Genomic DNA, 22,027 nt, shown 5'->3' on the forward strand with positions numbered 1-22,027 from the left:
AAATAAAATCAGCTTAATCTGCGGAAGATAAAAACCCCGTATAAATTCAAACCAAAGGATAAAAAGCATCCTCAATATGCTCAATTTTGTGTTTTCCATCCTTAAAGATAACCGAAATAATATCAAACCTGACTTCCATGTCGATGTCGAATTTTTCAATATATGAATTTGTAGCATCGATAATAAATTTTTGCTTTTTCCTATTCACAGCATCTTGCGGCTGTTCAAAATAATCATTAGAGCGTGATTTAACTTCAACAATAATTAGCAAATTGTCTTTTGTTGCAATTATATCAATTTCTTTATGCTTGAATCTCCAGTTTTTCTCGAGTACCTTATAGTCGTTTTTTATTAGGTAAAAGAATGCAATTTCTTCTCCTTTTGCTCCAAGTTCGTTGTGTTTTAATAGTTCTGATGTCATAACTTGTATTTATTTTACAAATATAGCTTTTTGACTAATTGACTAACCACGACAGATTTCCATCTTCGTAAATTTTAATTTTTTTATTATCTAATAACCAATCAATTACTTTAATGACTTTTTCATGAGAATACGAAACATTATCAATAAGTGTATCCATAGTTGTTTTTTCTTTTTTAAGAATATTTTTTACAACTTCCAGAATTTTGTCAAATTCGTATTTGCTCAACTCAAGTTCGTTGCGGCGATTGCAAACATCGCATTTGCCACAGCGGTCGGGATCTTTTTCTCCAAAATAATTCAGTAGTAACTGACTTCGGCATTTGTTGTTGCTGGAAGAATAGTTTAGAATTGCATTTATTCTTTTCGAATATTTTTCTTTGCGGAAATGATAATTTTCTTGCGAGAGAAATAGTTCATTTTCATTTACCCTTTCCATTAGATAAAAAACCTGCGGTGTCTTTTTTTGAGGAATAAATTCAATTATTTTTTGCTTTTGCAGATTTACTAAAAAATTATAAACCTCTTGCTGTTTAATACTGGCTCTTTTTGCAAGAAATTTTTCGTCAATTCTAACAAATGTACTAAAAACACCTGTGTATGACCTCAAAAGTAGTTTGATAAAACCATCGAAATTTATGTTTTGTACTTGAAATTTATATAAATCGTCTCGTTTGACTAAAAAATGAATTTTAGACGGATTGTTCAACTCTTCCGTAAATTCAAAATATCCTTCTCCCTGAAGAATTTTTAAACTATTGTAAACAGCAATCATATCAAGTTTGTAATTGCTCGAAAACTCAAACAAATTAAAATCGAATGCTAAATCTTTGCCTCCACCAATCGTTATTTGGAAATAATTTCCAAGAGCCTTATAAATACTTTTTATTTTTTCAAACGATGGAAAACTTTTAGCCAATCGGGTTTTTGCCTGAACGCTATCTGAATTGTTAAACAGTAAAACACCATATGCCCGTTGAGTGTCTCGTCCTGCTCTGCCAGCTTCCTGAAAATATTCTTCGAGCGAATTAGGCAAATCCATATGAACCACAACGCGAACATTGGCTTTGTCTATTCCCATTCCAAACGCATTGGTAGCTACCATCACTCTAATTTGGTCGTTTTTCCATTGATGTTGAATGTAGTTTCTTGTATCAATTCCAAGTCCTGCATGATAGTGTTCTGCAGAGATTTTATTCAATTTCAAAAAGTCGGCAATTTCTTTGGTTTTCTTTCTACTTCTAACATAAACAATACCGCTGCCTTTAGAGTTGTTCATGATTTTTAGAAGATATTTCAATTTATCTTCAACTTCTCTTACTAAATATATCAGGTTTTTTCGTTCAAAACTTTTTTGAAGTACATTTTTTTTCTTGAATGAAAGTTTTTCTTGAATATCATCCACAACTTCTGGCGTGGCAGTTGCTGTTAAAGCAAGAATTGGAATATCTGGAATAGTTTTTCGAAGTTCGGCAATTCGCAGATATGAGGGTCGAAAGTCATATCCCCATTGCGATATACAATGAGATTCGTCCACTGCAATCAAATTGACGTTCATTTCTTGCAGTTTTGTCAGAAAAAGTTCAGAAACTAGCCGCTCGGGCGAAACATATAAAAATTTATAATCCCCAAAAATACAATTATCTAAGGCAAAATTTATTTCGCGTTTGGTCATGCCTGAATTTATGTATAAAGCCTTGATTTTTTTTCTTTCTAATTCCTCAACCTGATCTTTCATTAAGGCAATCAAAGGTGTAACAACTACGCAGATACCGTCTTTTACAAGAGCAGGAACTTGAAAAGTTATTGATTTTCCTCCACCGGTTGGCATCAAACCCAGAGTATCATTTCCGGCCATTACAGATTTTATAATTTCTTCCTGAAGCGGGCGAAAAACGGAATACCCCCAGTATTTTGTCAGTATCTGTTGATAATAATCCACAATATTTTCATTTTTTTCTCTAATACAAATTTATAAAAATAATGTTCAAATCTTGAATATTAGTTTAGAGCTGGTGAATGTAGTCTATTTCAAGAAAGAATTGTTGTTAATTGGGTGTTAAATAGCGCAAATCTAATTCTATTCCAAAATTTCAATACGAACTTGAATGAACTATTCTGTAATTTTGACTATTATTGGAAATATTATTGAATTTGAAAAATTTGAATTAATTATTAATTAAAATGCAGATTATGAAACATATATCATTCTTCAACAGACAATTATTAAGTCCCATCGTTTTGATTTTGTTTATCCTACCGACATTTTTAAGCAGTTTTGCTCAGCAAGCTAAAGAAAGTTCTTTGGATTTAAGCCAAGAAAACTCACCGGCTAAAACATGGAAAATTTCAAAATTAGATTCTATAAAATTAGGCAGTATTCCAAAGTTGGAAATATCTGAAGCATACAGAAATCTGAAAACTACTCTTCCATATTCGGTTGATAATTCTCAGGAAATATTTTTCAGACCATTGTTCAATGATGTTGCTTTCGAATGTGGGCAGGGTAGCGGAGTAGGAGTTCTTTTTACTTACGAAATGAATTTTACGAGAAACGTACCAGGGAATATTACTCAAAATCAATATCCTACACATTTTGTTTACAATTTTCATAATAATGGACAAACTTACGAAGGAGCAAGCTATTTTGATAGTTGGGAAATTCTACAACAACTCGGCACACCTACTGTAGATGAATATGGTGGAATGCACATAGGCACCAGCAGTCAAACTAATAAAATTTGGGTATCAGGATATGAAATGTATTACAATGCAATGAGAAACCGAATTCTTGATATGTATGCAATAAATGTTGATTCAGAATCAGGATTAGAAGATTTGAAATCGTGGCTCTATGACCATGCAAATGGATCCTCTGCAGGTGGTGTTGCTAACTTTTATTCAACTTATCAGGGAACTGGTTCTATGAGTACTTTGCCGGCAGGAACAGAAGAAGCTGGCAAGTGGGTAATTACAAATTGGAGCTCATCTAATCATGGAATGGTTATAGTCGGATATAATGATTCTATTCGACACGATTATAATAATGATGGAATTTATACCAACGATATTGACCAGAATGGTGATGGAAATGTTGATATGAAAGACTGGGAAATTGGAGGAGTAATAATTGCAAATACTTATTCTAATCCAGGCGGAAATTCTTGGGCAAATCAAGGCTTTGCATATGTAATGTACAGAACACTAGCTTTGCCATATTTAAGTGGCGGAATTTGGAGCAATGTTGTGCATGTTATTACCTGCAAAGAAACTTGCGAAGCACAATTAACCATGAAAGTTACAATAAAGCACGATTCCAGAAATAAACTTAAAATATCTGCAGGAATTTCCTCAGATACAACTGCAAATGAGCCTGAACATATTCTTGATTTTACCTTCTTTAATTATTTTGGTGGCGATTATCATATGTTGGGAGGAAGCACCGAAGCGGACAAAACTATGGAATTTGGCTTAGATATTACGCCATTGTTAAATGAAATTGGAAGCGGCGAAAAAGCCAAATATTTCCTTCTAATTGATGAAGATGATCCTTCAAATAATGGCACAGGCCAGATTAACAATTTTTCTGTAATTGATTATACTAATGGAGTTGTTGAAACTGAATGCCCAAACACATTTTATCCTTTTAATGAGAATGATCTTACCAGCTTGTCTGTTGTAGCTTCAGTAAATTATAATGAAGTAGAAATTGCTGACAGCACAATTCCTGCAGCAGTTGTAAACGACCCATATTCTCACCAATTGACAGCTACAGGAGGCACTCCTCCATACAGATGGGATTTAGATTACCAATTTACTGAAATTGATTCTACTCAGAGTTTTCCTATGATAAGTTCTCAACAAATAAGCACAAGTAGCACCGATGATGGTTGGGCAATGAAAGTTCTTGATTTTGAATTTCCTTATTATGGAGAAAAATATGATACAATTTTTGTTCACAATGATGGATTTATTATGTTTAGAGATGAATCTATAGAGTGGATTTATGATAAAAGCCTGGAACTTATGTTTACATTTCATAAATGTATTGCTCCGTATTTTTGCGATCTGAAATATTCAGGCTCTAACGGAATATGGTACGAAGGAAATTCAAATAGTGCAACTTTCAGATGGAATGCCTATGTGAGCGGGCAATCTGGTTCAGAGGTGAATTTTGCTGCAAAACTTTTTCCATCCGGAGATATAGAATTTTATTATGGCGATATTTCGTTATCGAGCAATGAAATTTGGTATGCCGGACTTTCAAAAGGCGATAAAAGAATATATCAAACAATTGATGTCTCAAATACATTTAGCCCAAGTCCGAATTATATGGTGAAGCTGATTTCTCCAAAATTTCCGATAGAGTTAAAACTTTCTCACGATGGAATTTATGAAGGAACAGTTTTGCAAGAGTATATGCCTACCGAAATTATGTTTAAAACAACTGATAATAATGGAATAGAGGCTACAAAAAGTATGTTTTTTATGACTTCTGGAATGAACAATGTCATAATTACAAATTATTCAATAGTTTCTGGAGATAATGAAATTATAGAATTTGGTGAAAATGCACAATTATCTATCGATCTTCTAAATATTGAAACAGTTGAATTTACCAATGCAGAAATGATTGTTACAACAAACGACCAGTTTGTTACTATGACTGATAGTTTTGAAACAATTGGAACAATTTCGCCTTTGGCAACATTAAATTTAAATAATGCTTTTGCCTTTGATATAGACGATTTTATACCTGATAATCATGAAATTGAATTTAATACCCAAATAATTACCAGTCAGGATACTTTCGAAAGTACTTTGAATATGTTAGCTTATGCTCCTGAAATAAGCCCTACGGCAATCATAGTAGATGATTATGGAAATGGCATGTTAGATCCGGGTGAAACTTCTGATATAAAAGTAGTAATTAATAATTCTGGGGGAGCCAAATTAATATCTCCATTAGCACTAATCTCAACCTACGATCCATATATAAGTATTAACAACAACACTGATAACTTGATTGAATTAGATGGATGGACAAACGATACTGTAACTTTTAATATTAGTGCTGATGCCTTAACTCCAATTTCGCATATAGTTGATTTTAATCTTTTGGTTACAGGCAATAATCAATATACAACCAACGAAGACTTGTCATTGATGGTTGGATCGGTAGGTGAAACTTATGAAACTGCCGATTTCTCGCAATTCGATTGGGTTTTTGGCGGAAACTCTTTCTGGTTCATAACTACAGATACTGTCTATGAAGGAACTTATGCAGTTCGTTCTGGCTATATTTCACATAATCAAGATTCTTATTTTAGTTTAGAGATTGATGTTTTGACAGGTGGAGAAATTAGCTTTTACAAAAAAGTTTCCAGCGAATGGGATGCCAATACAAATTTCGATTATCTTTCATTTAGCATTGACGGATACGAAAAGGGACGTTGGGATGGCGAACTTGCATGGAGTTACGAAAGCTTTACAATTTCGGCAGGAATGCATACTTTAAAATGGAACTATCATAAAGATGGGTCAGTGAGCGAAGGTTCTGATTGTGCCTGGATCGATAACATTACTTTTCCTACTATAAATTATACTTTTGGAGCCTTGGCATTAAATACAAGTGCTAGCGACACACAAATTTGCTTAGGAGACGAAACTCAACTGCTTTCTTATGTTGATGGCGGAACAGGTAATTACACCTATTTGTGGACACCTGCATATGGCTTAAGCGATCCTACCATTGCTAATCCTACAGCAAGTCCTTCTGTTGAAACAGACTATACTTTGTTGGTTGACGATGGCACGAACATCATTAATTCAACAATTACAATCTCAGTTGTTGAAAAACCTGAAACACCTACAATTTATCAATCAGATGATATGTTATTTTCAAGTGCACTTACGGGAAATCAGTGGTACAACGAATTTGGCGAAATTTTGGGAGCTAATGATATTTATTATTCGACCTTAGAAACCGGAAATTATTATGTAATTGTAACAAGCACCGAAGGTTGTAATTCCGATACTTCTGACATTTATTTTCTAATTCATTCGGGAGTTTATTTAATTAAAAATGAAAATATAGTTTCTGTTTTCCCAAATCCATTTAAAGAAGAAACTAAAATTTGTTTTACTCTGAAAAAATCTGCAAATGTAAATCTCGAAATTTTCGATATAGAAGGACGATTAGTTAAAACAATTCTTAATAATCGAACTTTAGAAAAGCAAGATCATTCATTTTCATGGAATTGCAAAAACAATTCGGGCAACAAAATTGATCCGGCAATCTATTATTACAGACTTAGCATTAACAACAAAATTTATAATGGAAAACTTGTTTTGTTGAACTAAGTGTTTTTGAATCTAATTTCGTAAATGCTACAAACAACCCTATTTGCAAAAATAGGGTTGTTTGTATATATAGAAAGTCTATTACCAATCATTTCAATTATAAAATATTTGTTTAATATGAGCATCGAATACTAATGTAGAACAGGCAAGTTTTCCTATAACATTTTCAAAAAAATATGGATTTTAAAAATCCCATATTGATTATTTATTTATTTTTGCTGAAAATTTTTTTAAAGTTAGCAAAATGGGACTGACAGGGCGAAGCCATGTAATGCACAAAATATAGTTTTCAAATTTACTTCATTTATAAAATTCAGCTTATTTTTCCAAACTAATATAAAAATACTATTCAGTGTGAATTATTGAATTTAATTTAGAAAATAAATAATTCATATTATTTTTGCAGATTACAATACTGTTTATAAAAATATCAATATTGAAAATAATAAATTATATAAAAAATATTTCAATCTTAGATATAGAATCTATTTTAATCAATAATGAAAAAATTGAAATTGACTCTGAATCTATGGATTATGTAGGAAGCAGTTATAATTTTCTTGTTGAGTTTTCCAAAAATAAAATTATTTATGGGATAAACACTGGTTTTGGACCAATGGCTCAATACAAAATCGACACAAAAGATTTAAAAGAGCTTCAATATAACTTAATAAGAAGTCATGCAGCCGGTGCAGGAGAAAAAATTCCTGATTTATATGTTAAAGCAGTTATGTTAGTTCGTTTACGAGCAATTGTTCAGGGTAAATCAGGAATACATCCTTCCTGCGTAAAACTCCTTCAAGAACTTATCAATAAAAACATATATCCGCATATTCCCGAACATGGAGGGGTTGGAGCAAGTGGAGATTTGGTTCAATTGTCTCATCTTGCTTTAGTTTTGATAGGTGAAGGTGAGGTTACTTACAATGGGAAACTGTACCAATCTAAAGAAATATTCGAACAAAAAAAACTAAAACCCATTACTGTTAATTTGCGAGAAGGAATTTCTTTAATAAATGGAACTTCGGTTATGACCGGTATTGGTCTGATTAATATAATTAAAGCCAAACAATTATTAAATTGGTCGTTAGTGGCATCTGCCATGTTGAACGAAATTGTAGAATCATTTGATGATCATTTTAGTTTTGAACTGAACAAAATAAAAAAACATACCGGTCAGCAATACATAGCTAAAGTTCTGAATAATATTTTAAAAGATAGCCGGCTTATTACTCGAAGAGTTGATCATTTTTACAACAACAATATTGAAGACAGATTTTTTAAAAGAAAAGTCCAGGAGTATTATTCTTTGCGTTGTTTGCCACAAATATTAGGTGCTGTTCACGATACAATTATTCATGCTGAAAAAGTAGTTGTTGATGAAACAAATTCGGTAAGCGACAATCCTATTGTAGATTTAGAAACTGAAAATGTATATCATGGTGGCAATTTTCATGGCGATTATGTTTCTTTAGAAATGGATAAATTGAAATTAGCTACTACAAGAATTTCTATGCTTGCCGAAAGACAGTTGGCATTTCTCATGAATCCACGATTAAATGAAAAACTTCCACCCTTTGTAAATCTCGGAAAACTTGGATTAAATTTAGGAATGCAAGGAGTTCAATTTACTGCAACATCTACTGTTGCCGAAAATCAAACTTTATCAAATTCGATGTATGTCCATAGTATAACTACTAATAACGACAATCAAGATATTGTCAGTATGGGGACAAACTCTGCTTTGCTCTCAAAAAAAGTAATCGACAATGCTTTTCAAGTTCAAGCCATTCAAATAATTGCTATACTTCAAGCTATTGATTATCTTAAAATCAAAGATAAAATGTCATCAATCACATCAAATATTTATAATTCTTTAAGAAAGATTGTTCCTGTATTTGTTGAGGATTCACCAAAATACAAAGAAATTGAAAGATTAAGTAATTATTTGTTTGAAACAAAAATTGAATTGCCAAAATAATTAATTATGAAATACGCATTAGTAACAGGAGGTTCACGAGGTATTGGAAAAGCAATTTCAATAAAATTAGCACAAGATGGTTTTTATGTTTTAATAAATTTCAAAGCTAATATTGAAGAAGCCACAGACACTTTGAACACAATAAAATTGAATGGCGGAAATGGAGAATTATTGCAGTTTGATGTTTCAAATCCTCAAGACATTGAAAATGTTTTAGGCAGTTGGCTTGAAAATAATAGCGATAAATTAATAGAAGTTTTAGTAAATAATGCCGGTATTACCAAAGACAATTTGATGGTATTTATGTCTGATGAAGAGTGGAAAAGTGTAATCTCCACAAATCAGGATAGTTTTTTCTTTGTAACTCGTTTGCTCTTGAAAAATATGCTTGTAAACAAATGTGGAAAAATTGTTAATGTTGTATCACTATCAGGACAGAAAGGACTACCGGGGCAAGTAAATTATTCTGCCGCAAAAGGAGCAGTAATTGCTGCAACAAAAACATTGGCAATGGAAGTTGGGAAGAAAAAAGTTACAGTAAATGCAGTTGCACCCGGTTTTATTAAAACAGATATGACAAAAGATTTTGATGAAAAAGAATTAAAAAAACTCATTCCATTGAAAAGATTTGGTGAGGTAGAAGAGGTTGCCGAGGTTGTTAGTTTTTTGGCTTCCGTAAAGGCTTCGTATATCACCGGTGAAATAATTTCTGTTAATGGAGGAATGCATAGTTAAAAAAAATACGATGAATAGAGTTGTTATTACAGGATCAGGAATTTATTCTACAATTGGTAAAAATTTGCAAGAAGTTAAAACCTCACTATATAATGGGAAATCAGGCATTGGAATAGACCCGAGAAGAAAAGAATTTGGTTTTCGTTCTTCGCTTACAGGTATTATTGACGAGCCAAACTTAAAAGGAATTCTCCCAAGAAGAATGCGTATAGGACTTTCTGAGCAAGGAAAATATGCATATGTTGCAACAATGGAAGCTTTAAAAAATGCAAATATTGATATGGATTTTTTAGAGAAAAATGAAGTTGGTATTTTGTATGGAAACGACAGTTCTTCTATCCCGGTAATAGATGCAATAGACATTGTAAGACAAAAAAAGGATACAACATTGATAGGTTCTGGTTCAATTTTTCAATCGATGAATTCTACAATCACAATGAATTTATCGGTAATTCTTAAATTGAGAGGAATAAATTTCACAATTAGTGGTGCTTGTGCCAGCAGTTCTCACGCAATAGGTATTGCTTATTTATTAATAAAACAAGGGCTTCAAGACATAATAATTTGTGGAGGTGGTCAAGAAGTAAATGCCGAATCAATGGGAAGTTTCGATGGTTTAAGTGCTTTTTCAATTAGAGAAGATGCACCCACAAAAGCTTCAAGGCCCTTTGACAGAGATCGTGATGGACTTGTTCCAAGTGGTGGTGCTGCAACGGTAGTTGTAGAAAGTCTCGAATCGGCTTTACGAAGAGGTGCCAATATTATAGGAGAAATTAAAGGGTATGGTTTTTCCTCAAATGGCGATCATATATCTGTACCAAATGTAGAAGGACCTATAAGGTCTTTGCAACGATGTATAAAAGATGCACATCTATCTTTGAAAGAAATTGATTATGTAAATGCTCATGCAACTTCCACACCTGTAGGTGATATGAATGAAGCAAAAGCATTAGATACCGTTTTTGGAAAACACAAACCACCGATAAGTTCTACAAAATCATTGACCGGACATGAAATGTGGATGGGTGGTGCAAGCGAGGTAATATATTCTCTATTAATGATGCAAAACAACTTTATTGTACCTACTATAAACCTTGAGAATATTGATGAGTCTGCAAAAAATCTGAATTTATTAAAAGAAACAAAAACTGCTAAAATTGACACTTTTCTTTCAAACTCATTTGGATTTGGAGGAACTAATTCAACATTAATAATTTCAAAATATTAAATATAAATCAAAATGAATAGAACTGATATAGAAAACATTGTTAATGAGTTTTTAATCGATGAATTCGAAATCGAAGAAGATGAAATAACTGGTGAAGCTCATCTAATGAAAGACTTGGGAATAGAAAGTCTCGATTTTGTTGATATTGTTGTGATTATAGAAAAAGAGTTTAATTTTAAAGTTAAACGTGAAGATCTAACTGATGTAAAAACCCTTAATAATCTTTATGATTATATTGAAAAATATATGAATTAGATAATATTTTGATATGACATCTTGGTCTGGAAAATCGCGAGGCGGAAAATTCGGCTATACATTTTTTATTGCTTTATTAAAATTTACAAACATTAGACTTACATATTTTTTTATAAAATTTGTAGCATTGTATTTTTTAATAGTATCAGACAAAACATCTAGTAAGTATTATTTCCGAAAAATTTTAGCGTTTAATAACTTAAAAACCATAGTTAGTATCTATAAAAACTACTGCCTTCTTGGCGAAGTTCTTATTGATAAAATCTCCGTTTTAGCTGGTTTTAAAGACAAGTTTACATTTGATTTTGATGGAGAAGAGTTTCTGATACAAATAGTTAATGAAAAAAGAGGGTGTTTACTTATTGGTGCTCATATGGGCAATTGGGAAGTTGCCGGACAACTTTTAGAGAGATTAGATACAAAAATAAATATTGTATTGTATGAATCCGAACATCAAAAAATAGAAGAGTTGCTTGAGAAAAATATGGTAAAAAAAAATGCTAATATCATTCCTATTAAAGATGATTTTTCGCACTTATATAAAATCAAGGACGCTTTCCTTAATAACGAAATAGTAGTTATGCACGGAGACAGGTTTTTGCCCGGCACAAGCACAGTTATTATGGATTTTATGAATCGTTCGGCTCAATTTCCGACGGGACCATTATATTTAGCAAGCAAAAATAATGTTCCGGTTTCGTATGTTTACGCATTAAAAAAATCGGCAACTCATTATCATTTTTACGCAACAAAAGGAAAAATTTATCCTTATCCTGCAAAAATTAAAACGAGAAGACAGGAACTAAAAATTATGGTAAAAGATTATGTTTTATCTCTCGAATCAATAATTGAAAAATATCCACTACAGTGGTTCAACTATTATCCTTTTTGGGAAGAAGAAAAAAATAATTAATGGCATTAAATTACGGATCAGATAAAAAATCGGCACTACAAGCAAAATTCGATGCTCAGAAAATTGCTTTTGCCCCTATTATGTTTCAGGCTGCAAAATCGCTTAGAGATTTAGGAATACTAGAAATAATCAAAAAAAATAGAAAAGGAATAACTATTCAAGAAATTGCCGAAAACTTAGACATTTCTGTTTATGGAGTTAAAGTATTGTTAGAGGCAGGTTTAAGTCTTGAAATAGTGATAGTTAAAGATGATAAATTTTTCATTACAAAAACCGGTTGGTATATTTTAAAAGATAATCTTACTCGGGTGAATATGGATTTTTCTAATGATGTAAATTATCAAGGAATGTTTTCTCTTTCAGAGTCAGTAAAAGCTGGAAAACCAACGGGTTTGCAAACTTTTGGAGACTGGGATACTGTTTATGAGGGTTTGTCGCATTTGCCGGAAAATGTACAAAAAAGTTGGTTTAATTTCGACCATTTTTATTCCGATTATGCCTTTCCTGAAATAATGCCCATTGTATTTAGAAATAGCCCAAAAAGTATTTTAGATATTGGAGGAAACACTGGAAAATTTTCGATAAAATGTTCGGAATACAATCCGAATGTAAAAATAACAATTTTAGATTTACCCGGGCAATTGAAAAAGGCAGAAGAAAATATCAAAAAACATGATTTGGAGAATCGAATTGCTTGTTTTCCAATAAATTTGCTCGACCATTCAAAACCATATCCGAAAAATAGTGAGGTATTATGGATGAGTCAATTTTTAGATTGTTTTTCGCAAAATGATATTTATAAACTATTACTAAGAGCAAAAGAAGCCATGAATAATTCTGCCTCATTATTCATTTTAGAAACATACTGGGATAAACAAAAATTTGAAGCATCAACATATAGTTTACATGCTACATCATTATATTTTACGAATATTGCAAATGGTTGCAGCCAAATGTATCACTCCGAAGATATGCTTAAACTTATTGAAAAAGCCGGATTATTTATAGAAGAATCTTTTGAAGATATCGGGGTAAGTCATACATTATTTAAATGTAAAAAAAATTGATAAACCATTCTAAAATAACAGATTATATTCCACAAAGAGAACCTTTTGTTATGGTTTCTGAAATTTGTAGTGCCAATGAAAAAATGGCTATAACAAAATTTTCTTTTACTGATGATAATATTTTTTGTGCTGACGGTAATCTTCAGGAATCAGGAATTATTGAAAATATTGCACAAACTGCAGCTGCAATGGCAGGTTACAATGCAATTTCAAAAAATGAAAAAATTAAAAATGGATTTATCGGTGGTATTAGCAATCTAAAAATATACAATTTACCAAAATCCAATTCAGAAATTGAAACGGAAGTTTCTATTGAAAATCAAGTTATGAATGTTAACTTCATTAACGGATTCGTATGGCAAAATAAAAATATTATTGCCGAATGTCAAATGAAGATATTTTTGGAAGACTAATAAACAAAAATATGTTACAACATTGTGAAATTTGGAACAGACCGTAAATAGTCTGAAAGACTTTTGAGTTTCATTAAAGTTCTAAAAAAAATTACCAAACATTGCATCAAAATATAAAATTCGTACATTTCACACTTGATTTATTTACTAAAATTTGAAAAAAATGAAAGCATTAAAATTTGTAACTATCTTCTGCCTTAGCATTCTTTTTTCAGGAATGCTTAGTGCTCAAAAAATCAAAGTAGTATCAGGCAATCTTGATCAACTGAAAGGTCAAAAAGAATTTTTTATCCTATATGATTACTCATCGATGGGAGTTGGAAAATTTGAAAAAGAAGAAGATTATTTGAAAAAGAAAGTAAGCGATTATAATAAAAAAGAAAGAGGCAAAGGAGATCGTTGGAAAAAAGCATGGATAAATGATAGAGAATATAGATTTCAGCCTAAATTTGAACAATTAATAAATAAATATTTGAAATCATCAAAAGTTTATGTTTCAGAAGAAAACGCAGATGCAAAATATACTATGATTGTAAAAACGACCTTCACAGAGCCTGGATTTAATGTTTACGTAACAAGAAAACCTGCTGTTATTAATGTCATTATTGATATAGTTGAAACAAAAAATCCGGAAAATGTTGTTGTGTCAATTAGCTCTAAAAACAATAAAGGTACAGCCCTCGGAATGAACGATATGGATACGGGAGTGAGAATTACTGAAGCTTATGCAAAATGCGGAAAAGAAATTGGAAAATATTTGTCTAAAAAAGCTTTCAAATGAAAAGACTAATAACACTTTCGTTAATAATTATTAGTATGAGTCTGTCAATAAGTTCTCAGGCTCAAACTAATATTATCACAGAAAATAGAATAAATAAGCATTTATATTTTGGAGTTGGATACAGTTTTGGATTTTTTTTCCCTGTTGATGTAAACGATTATATTTTTGAAAAAACAGATTATTTTTACATGACAGAAGGAACTGCAGATTTGTTTTCAAATTATGCCGGGCGAATTTTACTGACTTATCGAATAAACAGAACATTTGATTTATCTGCAATAGCCGAATATGCTTTTGCACCAAAATATATAATAATGATTGGAGAGGAGGATATATATTTTCATTTTGACAGATTTTCTCCCGGAATTGTTGCGAAATTGCATATTCCAATAGGATCGGGCAAACATTCATTATTCGTGGCTCCGGGAGTTCATTATAGTTTCTTGAAATTTGAAGAATTTGAAGCAAATACTTTGGGAGGGAAATTTCAAACAGGGGTGAATTTAAATTTCAGAAAAAATATTTTACAACCATTTGTGAGTTTCGATTACATAAAAGCAAGAGATAAATCTAATTTTTATTATCAGGAATTTGAATTGAGTTACACTGGTATCCAAATAGGAGTCGATTTTAGTTTTTAAAAGGCATATTTGCCTGCCAAAATATTTGATATAAATAAATGACTGAAAGGGTAAAACTTATAAGTAGAGTTGAAACTAAAACACGTTTTAGCGAGGTTGATTCAATGGGGGTTGTTTGGCATGGAAATTATGTAAAATATCTTGAAGATGGTAGAGAATCTTTTGGAGATGAGTTTCAATTTGGTTATTTCGATGTTTATAAATTTGGACTTACAACTCCAATTGTAAAGCTGAATATGAATTACAAGCATATGATAAAATATGGAGAAAAAGTAATTATTGAAACGGAATATGTTCCTACCGAGGCTGCGAAAATAATTTTCAATTACAGAATTATTAACGCAGCTACAAATATATTGGCACTTGCCGCAAACAGCACTCAGGTCTTTTTAAATACACAAGGAGAACTTCAACTTACAAACCCCGAATTTTATTTAGAATGGAAAAAAAAATGGAACTTGATCAAATAAAGAAAAAATATATGGATGCAAAATAGTGATTTTTTGAAAAAAGTCATACTGACAGACGAATTTGCTAGCACAATTTTCCAAAACAACATCAAGAGATGAAGGTATTTATTGAAGCAAATAATATAATTTCCTCTTTGGGATTTTCTACAAATGAAAATTTCAATAATATTCTTAATGGTGAAATTGGTATAAAAACTTGCACAAATAAACATTTGTCCTCCAAAGCTTTTCCTGCTTCGTTTATTGATAATTATAAAATAAATGAAAATTTTCAAAGCATCGAAAATAAAACCAAATATACACGTTTTGAAAAACTTTCAATTCTTTCGGTAAATGAAGCTCTTAACAATTCTTCTGCAATAGTTTCCGATTCTCGAACCCTTTTTATTTTATCAACAACAAAAGGAAATATTGAATTGTTAGACAATAATTTACCAGAGGATTTTCCTGAAGAGCGACTAAATTTATTCACTACAGCAAAAACAATTTCCGATTTTTTTAAGATAAAAATTCCTCCAATGATTGTTTCAAATGCTTGTATTTCAGGCGTTGCAGCAATTGTTTTAGGTCAAAGATTAATCAATCAAGGACATTATGATAATGTAATAGTTAACGGTACAGATGTGCTTTCAAAATTTGTTGTTTCGGGTTTTCAATCATTTTTGTCATTAAGTACAAATCCTTGCAAACCCTTCGATATCAATAGAGATGGTTTAAGTTTGGGTGAAGGTTCAGCAACAATTATTCTCACAAAAAACAAAACCAATATTGAAATTGCAGATGGGGCCACCAGTAACGATGCTAATCATATTTCAGGTCCTTCGCGAACAGGCGAGGGCTTGCTAATTGCAATAAATAAGGCAACAAAAAACTATAAAAATATTGATTGTATTTCAGCACACGGCACTGCCACTCCTTATAACGATGATATGGAATCAAACGCAATTTCGCGTGCTGGTTTTCAATCGGTTCCAACCAATAGTCTCAAAGGTTATTTTGGACATACATTAGGTGCAGCCGGGCTTATTGAATCTATAATCAGCCTCGAATCAATTAAAAATAATACTCTAATCAAAACCGCAAATTGTACTACTCCAGGCACCGTTGAAAAAATTAATATTATCCTGAAAACAGAAAATCAAAAACTTAATTCCTTATTAAAACTTGCCTCAGGATTTGGTGGTTGCAATGCAGCTGCCTTATTTTTAAAACATGAATAAACGATATATACAAAAACATATAAAGCTTGTAAACAATACGGTTTTTATAAATTTAGAAAAAATATTCTTAGTGAATAAAAATGAATTATTTTCAAATTTTGCAAAATCAGTATATAAAAATTATGAGATTAAATATCGCAAATTCTACAAGATGGATGCATTAAGCAAACTTGGTTTTCTATCTGCCGAAATTCTTTTACAAGATATAAACCTTGATGAATTTAGTCCTGAAGACATAGCAATAATTTGTGCTAATTCGTCATCTTCTTTACACACAGATAAAAATTATCAAAAAACCATTTCGGAAATTCCAAGTCCATCTGTTTTTGTATATACTTTACCCAATATTGTTACCGGCGAAATTTGTATAAAAAATAACATAAAAGGAGAATCGTTATTTTTTATTCAAGAAAAATTTGATATTCAATTCATTTACAAATATGTAGATTCCCTTTTTGAAAATACAAGCACAAAACTTTGCATTACGGGATGGATAGAATTAAATGCAAATGAAGAATATCAAGCAGATTTGTATTTAATTTCTACCAGTAAAACTGATTTAGAATTTAATGAAACCAATTTAAATAAAACACATAACTCATGAATGAATTATTCGAAAACTTAAAAATACAGTTAATCGAACTGCTAAATTTAGAAGATATTGAATCCGATGAAATCGGTACAGTTGAACCTCTTTTTGGCGATGGTTTAGGCTTAGATTCTATCGACGCATTAGAAATTATTGTTCTTTTGGAAAAAGAATACGGTTTAAAAATCGAAAATCCGAAAGATGGGAAAGAAATAATGTATTCAATAGAAACTTTAGGCAAGTTCATTACTAAAAATCAGGAGAGAAAATAACAAATTTGAAGCTTCACTTTATGCAAAAAGATATTTTTGTAACAGGAGTTGGAATAATTTCTGCGATAGGAAACAATACTGAACAATGTTTTGAATCTCTTAGAAACAAAAAGTCTGGCTTGGGTTCAATAGAAATTCTGCAAACCAAACACAAAGATAAAATCAAAGTAGGAGAAGTCAAATTAACTAATTATCAGCTATTAGATATATTAGGTTTGTCGCATTCTCAAATAAAAAAATATTCCAGAACTTCTTTGTTGGGAATAATTGCTTCAAACGAAGCTGTTAATAATTCCGGAATCGACGTAAAAGATGAGGAATTAAAAACCGGATTAATTTCAGCCACTACAGTCGGAGGAATGGATAAAACAGAAATCGAAATTGCTGACCAAAAAGCAACCCCTGATTTTTTATTGACGCATCCCTGTGGCGATTCTACAAATAAAATTTGTGATTATATTGGAATTGATGCTTACAGAACAACCATAAGCACCGCTTGTTCTTCCGGAAATAATGCCATTATTCATGGAATAAAACTTATCAGGCATGGAATTATTGATAGAGCTATAGTTGGAGGGGTGGATGCATTATCAAAATTTACTCTTAATGGATTTAATTCATTAATGATTTTAGATAAAGAATTTTGTAAACCCTTTGATAAAAATAGAATGGGGCTTAATCTTGGCGAGGGTGCAGGTTTTCTTGTAATTGAATCCGAAAAATCTCTTAAAAAGAGGAGGAAACAAGCTATATGCAAGATTTTAGGATATGCAAATGCAAACGATGCATATCATCAAACAGCCTCATCGCCGGAAGGAGAAGGAGCATTTATAGCAATGAGTGCAGCCTTGAAAATGAGTAATTTGCAATATAATGAAATAGATTATATTAATGCTCATGGCACAGCAACTCCAAATAATGATTTGTCGGAAGGGCTTGCAATAAAGCGAGTTTTTGAAGAAAAATTACCAAAATTTAGTTCTACAAAAGCATATACCGGACATGGTTTGGGGGCAGCAGCAGGAATTGAAGCCGTATTTTCTGTTTTGTCGATACAGAAAGGAATGATTTTCCCAAATCTGAATTTTGAATCTGTCATTCCTGAACTTAATATTAGACCACAAACAGAGCTAAAAGAAGCAAATGTTAGGAATGTATTATCAAATTCGTTTGGTTTTGGAGGAAATAATTCATCAATTATCTTTTCAAAATAAGTAACATGAATGTATTTATAAACTCTACAGAAGCTATCACAGCTCAAAATACATTTGATTCAAATGAATTTCTGAGAAATTTAAAGAAACCTGAGAAAAATTATTTTACCTGTTTAAACCCAAACTATAAAAATTACATTAATCCAAAATTGCTGCGGCGAATGAGCAAAATTGTTAGAATGGGAGTCGCTTGTTCCATTCAAGTTTTGCAAAAAGCTAATATTGAACAACCCGATGCTATAATTATTGGAACAGGTTTGGGTTGCATTGACGATACTATAAAATTCTTGAATCAGATTATCGAAAATGATGAATCTTTACTAAATCCAACCCCTTTTATACAATCGACACATAATACTGTTTCGGGGCAAATTGCTTTATTGTTGACTTGTAAAAACTACAATTTTACTTTTTCGCAACAAGCAGCTTCTTTCGAGACAGCTCTTATTGATGCATTTTTGATGCTTCAGGAAAAAAATGAGAGCAATATTCTTTTAGGTGGATTAGACGAAATTACAGAGACAAGTTATTCTTTGATGGAAAAAGTCGGTTGTACGAAAGTTCCAGTTGATGATATTTTTACTACAAAAACCAAGGGATATATTCCGGGAGAAGGAGCTGGTTTTTTCACTTTATCAAATATAGTTTCTGAAAAAAATATTGCATGTTTGAAAGGAGTTTCTGTTTTTAATAATGACAATAATGGGAATTTACTTGAAGACCTCCAAGCTTTATTTTCAAAAAATAATGTTTCAATTGCAGATATTGATGTTTTAATTTCCGGAATGAATGGAGATTTTTATGAAGATAGAAATTATTCTTCTATTCAAAAAGTATTTCAAACTAGTATTCATCTGGCATACAAACATTTGATTGGAGAATTTGATACTGCTTCATGTTTTGCAATGTACATAGGAACGAAAATATTTCAAAGCCAAATAATTCCAGAAGCATTAAAAATTAATGGTACTAAAAGAAATTTTATTAAAAATATTTTAATCCATAATTACAATAATGAACACAAACATTCTTTTATAATTTTATCTAAATGTTGAAATTCAGGATTTTAGTAATTGCCTATTGCATTTTTTTGATTTTATCTTTAGTTTTTGTATTTGAGTTTTTTCAATTACTTATTCTATTATCTGTTTCTACTATTGTATTTATTTGTACAATTATTTGGGGAGTGTATAATATTCAATCTCAGATGTTTCTGAAAACTTACAACTCAAATCATGATATTGAAGATAAAATTGCAATTACTTTTGATGATGGTCCGCACAAAAAAAACACTCCAAAACTTTTAGATTTACTGAAAAAACACAAAGCAAAAGCATCATTTTTTTTAATAGGTTCAAATATTTCAGAAAATAAAAAAATCGCAGAAAAAATATTTGCCGATGGTCATTTAATTGGAAACCATTCATATTTTCACAGTAAATTGTTCCCGCTAAAATTACCAAACAGAATCAGGAAAGAGCTTGAAAAGGCTCAAGAAGAAATAAGAAAAACTACCTTTCAAGAAAACCAATATTTTCGACCACCCTATGGAGTTACTAATCCTTTTGTTGCCAAAGGAATTTTAAGATTCAATTTTAAAGTTATTGGATGGAGTATAAGGTCTTTTGATACAACAAATAAAAGTAAAGAATCTATTTTAAAACGTATTACGAAAAATCTTAAAGGAGGTGATATAATTCTGTTGCACGATAGAACTGTACATGTTTGTTGGCTTACAGAAGGAATACTCAAATATTTAAAAAAAAACAAACTAAAAGCTGTTACAGTTGATGAACTTTTTAGTTAACGTTTATATGAAAATCTAAAACGAAAATCGAAAAAACACATTTCAAATTCTTAAATACATGAAACACAACATTTTAGTTTTATTTCTTCTAATTAGTTTAAATTTATTTTCACAGAAAAAAAACAATTTTATTCCAATAGAAAATATCAAAGAATTGGAGCAAAAACTTAATGCTAAATCTGCTGAAATTAATACGATTAAAAGCGATTTTATTCAAGAAAAACATTTGGCTTTTTTGAATGATACAATTATTACGAAAGGGAAATTTTGGTTCAAAAAAGAAAATCAATTAAGATGGGAATATACAAGTCCGTTTGAATATATTATTGTTATCAACAGTGGTAAATTTATTATTAAAGATGAAGAGAAAATTAGCGAATTCGATATTAATTCAAACCAAGCGTTTCAAGAAGTTAATAGTTTAATAATCAGTTCCGTAAAAGGTTCGCTTTTAGAGGAAGACAAATTTGAAATAGATGCTTTTGAAAACTCTACAACATATTTTGTATCGCTTATTCCTTTAGATGAGGAAATGAAAAATATTTTGAATAAAATTGAATTGTATTTCGATATTTCAAGCTTGAATATTTCAAAAGTAAAAATGATTGAAAATGAAGATGATTACACCATAATTTCTTTTACAAACAGAAAATTAAATGAGAGTGTTCCGGCAAATATTTTTATTCTCAATTAGCCTATTTTTTCTAAGTGGATGTGTTTCTACAAAGAATTTCTACAAAGAAAAAGACACATCATTTTTTCCAATTTCGACTGTATTAGAAAATGGATATAATACAGCACTGTATAAAGCTAAAATTGATGTTGAAAATAATCATATATCCGGGCTAATTTATTTCAAAATTGTATCAGAATCATCATATAGAATTATTTTTATGTCTGAATTTGGCTTGAATCTTCTTGATTATGAGTATAAAAACAATTCATTTGAACTAATCAGTTGTAAGGATTTTTTGAATAAAAAAATTATTCTAAATGCTATTAAAAATGATATTAAACTGTTAATTGATTTACCTAAAAATAATGATAAAAAATCTATTTATAAAAACCCAAAGAGCCAAATATCTTTAGTCAAAATAAAAGAAAAACTTAATAGATATTATTATTTCTTTAATCAAGAAAAAGAAGCAATTAGAATTATACAAACCAAAGGCTTGAAACATATTGAAATAACATTTGATGAGTATGATAATGAAATCCCAAAGAAAATAGAAATCTATCATAAAAGAATAAAACTTGGCATAAATCTTAACTTAATAAAATTGAAATAGTGTTATTGAAGGAATTTTACAAGTATTCTATTGATATACAAGAAGAAGGAAAAATAAATGCACAAATAGAGATAAATCAAAAACACTCTATTTTTGCTGGACATTTTCCTGAATTTCCAGTAGTACCCGGTGTTTGTCAAGTGTTAATGATTAAAGAAATTTTGAATGAATTTTTAGATGTGAATTTGCAATTAAAAACGGCAAAAAGCATAAAATTTCTATCCGTTCTTAATCCTTTTGAAACAAATAAAATACGAGCATCAATATCATACAATCATATTGAAAATGAAACTTTTAAAGTAAACGCTATTTTATTTTTTGAAAGGCAAAATTTCTTAAAACTAAAGGCTGAATTTAGTGAACAATAA

Annotated in this window: 22 protein-coding genes; 20 read left to right on the top strand and 2 right to left on the bottom strand. The window is 30.7% G+C overall.

Going from position 1 to position 22,027, the window contains the following annotated elements:
* Positions 1-46: 46 nt before the first annotated feature.
* On the bottom strand, positions 47-421 hold the full coding sequence (locus tag HN894_02445; protein MBT7142170.1) for an endonuclease: 375 nt from the start codon (positions 419-421) through the stop codon (positions 47-49).
* Between the two features lie 34 nt (positions 422-455).
* Complete coding sequence (locus tag HN894_02450; protein ID MBT7142171.1) at positions 456-2,363, bottom strand: RecQ family ATP-dependent DNA helicase; 1,908 nt, start codon at positions 2,361-2,363, stop codon at positions 456-458.
* 251 nt (positions 2,364-2,614) lie between these two features.
* Here HN894_02450 and HN894_02455 point away from each other — a divergent pair, with 251 nt between their 5' ends.
* The 20 genes from HN894_02455 to HN894_02550 all read left to right on the top strand — a co-directional run bounded on the left by HN894_02455 (position 2,615) and on the right by HN894_02550 (position 22,027).
* Positions 2,615-6,784, top strand: coding sequence for a T9SS type A sorting domain-containing protein (locus HN894_02455; protein MBT7142172.1), 4,170 nt, complete (start codon positions 2,615-2,617; stop codon positions 6,782-6,784).
* Positions 6,785-7,220: 436 nt separating this feature from the next.
* Positions 7,221-8,765: an aromatic amino acid lyase gene (locus tag HN894_02460; GenBank protein MBT7142173.1), complete on the top strand. Its 1,545-nt coding sequence runs from the start codon at positions 7,221-7,223 to the stop codon at positions 8,763-8,765.
* Positions 8,766-8,771: 6 nt separating this feature from the next.
* Positions 8,772-9,500, top strand: coding sequence for a 3-oxoacyl-ACP reductase FabG (fabG, locus tag HN894_02465; GenBank protein MBT7142174.1), 729 nt, complete (start codon positions 8,772-8,774; stop codon positions 9,498-9,500).
* 10 nt (positions 9,501-9,510) lie between these two features.
* Positions 9,511-10,728, top strand: coding sequence for a beta-ketoacyl-[acyl-carrier-protein] synthase family protein (locus tag HN894_02470; GenBank protein ID MBT7142175.1), 1,218 nt, complete (start codon positions 9,511-9,513; stop codon positions 10,726-10,728).
* A gap of 12 nt (positions 10,729-10,740) precedes the next feature.
* Positions 10,741-10,983 carry an acyl carrier protein gene (locus tag HN894_02475; GenBank protein MBT7142176.1) on the top strand — a complete coding sequence of 81 codons (243 nt, stop codon included), beginning with the start codon at positions 10,741-10,743 and terminating at the stop codon, positions 10,981-10,983.
* 13 nt (positions 10,984-10,996) lie between these two features.
* Positions 10,997-11,896: a lipid A biosynthesis acyltransferase gene (locus tag HN894_02480; protein ID MBT7142177.1), complete on the top strand. Its 900-nt coding sequence runs from the start codon at positions 10,997-10,999 to the stop codon at positions 11,894-11,896.
* Complete coding sequence (locus tag HN894_02485) at positions 11,896-12,963, top strand: SAM-dependent methyltransferase (protein ID MBT7142178.1); 1,068 nt, start codon at positions 11,896-11,898, stop codon at positions 12,961-12,963. Before HN894_02480 ends, HN894_02485 begins: the two co-directional genes overlap by 1 nt.
* 83 nt (positions 12,964-13,046) lie before the next feature.
* Positions 13,047-13,376: a 3-hydroxyacyl-ACP dehydratase gene (locus tag HN894_02490; GenBank protein MBT7142179.1), complete on the top strand. Its 330-nt coding sequence runs from the start codon at positions 13,047-13,049 to the stop codon at positions 13,374-13,376.
* Positions 13,377-13,593: 217 nt separating this feature from the next.
* The gene (locus tag HN894_02495) at positions 13,594-14,157 is read left to right on the top strand and encodes a hypothetical protein (protein ID MBT7142180.1); all 564 of its coding nucleotides are present in this window, start codon (positions 13,594-13,596) and stop codon (positions 14,155-14,157) included.
* Positions 14,154-14,798 carry a hypothetical protein gene (locus HN894_02500; GenBank protein MBT7142181.1) on the top strand — a complete coding sequence of 215 codons (645 nt, stop codon included), beginning with the start codon at positions 14,154-14,156 and terminating at the stop codon, positions 14,796-14,798. Before HN894_02495 ends, HN894_02500 begins: the two co-directional genes overlap by 4 nt.
* A gap of 38 nt (positions 14,799-14,836) precedes the next feature.
* The gene (locus HN894_02505) at positions 14,837-15,268 is read left to right on the top strand and encodes an acyl-CoA thioesterase (protein ID MBT7142182.1); all 432 of its coding nucleotides are present in this window, start codon (positions 14,837-14,839) and stop codon (positions 15,266-15,268) included.
* A 95-nt stretch (positions 15,269-15,363) separates the two neighbouring features.
* Positions 15,364-16,488, top strand: a complete 1,125-nt coding sequence (locus HN894_02510; GenBank protein MBT7142183.1) for a beta-ketoacyl synthase — start codon at positions 15,364-15,366, stop codon at positions 16,486-16,488.
* Complete coding sequence (locus HN894_02515) at positions 16,481-17,092, top strand: 3-oxoacyl-ACP synthase (protein MBT7142184.1); 612 nt, start codon at positions 16,481-16,483, stop codon at positions 17,090-17,092. Before HN894_02510 ends, HN894_02515 begins: the two co-directional genes overlap by 8 nt.
* The gene (locus HN894_02520; protein MBT7142185.1) at positions 17,089-17,349 is read left to right on the top strand and encodes an acyl carrier protein; all 261 of its coding nucleotides are present in this window, start codon (positions 17,089-17,091) and stop codon (positions 17,347-17,349) included. The genes HN894_02515 and HN894_02520 overlap by 4 nt, the downstream gene beginning before the upstream one ends.
* 20 nt (positions 17,350-17,369) lie before the next feature.
* A complete protein-coding gene (locus HN894_02525; protein ID MBT7142186.1) occupies positions 17,370-18,563 on the top strand; it encodes a beta-ketoacyl-[acyl-carrier-protein] synthase family protein in 1,194 nt (397 codons plus the stop codon).
* Between the two features lie 5 nt (positions 18,564-18,568).
* On the top strand, positions 18,569-19,618 hold the full coding sequence (locus tag HN894_02530; protein MBT7142187.1) for a 3-oxoacyl-ACP synthase: 1,050 nt from the start codon (positions 18,569-18,571) through the stop codon (positions 19,616-19,618).
* Entirely contained in the window at positions 19,612-20,370 is a 759-nt protein-coding gene (locus HN894_02535) for a polysaccharide deacetylase family protein (GenBank protein MBT7142188.1), read from the top strand. Before HN894_02530 ends, HN894_02535 begins: the two co-directional genes overlap by 7 nt.
* 58 nt (positions 20,371-20,428) lie before the next feature.
* A complete protein-coding gene (locus HN894_02540; protein ID MBT7142189.1) occupies positions 20,429-21,064 on the top strand; it encodes an outer membrane lipoprotein carrier protein LolA in 636 nt (211 codons plus the stop codon).
* Complete coding sequence (locus HN894_02545; GenBank protein ID MBT7142190.1) at positions 21,027-21,659, top strand: hypothetical protein; 633 nt, start codon at positions 21,027-21,029, stop codon at positions 21,657-21,659. Before HN894_02540 ends, HN894_02545 begins: the two co-directional genes overlap by 38 nt.
* A 5-nt stretch (positions 21,660-21,664) precedes the next feature.
* Positions 21,665-22,027, top strand: coding sequence for a 3-hydroxyacyl-ACP dehydratase (locus HN894_02550; protein MBT7142191.1), 363 nt, complete (start codon positions 21,665-21,667; stop codon positions 22,025-22,027).

This window comes from Bacteroidota bacterium (assembly GCA_018692315.1).
Classification (GTDB): domain Bacteria; phylum Bacteroidota; class Bacteroidia; order Bacteroidales; family JABHKC01; genus JABHKC01.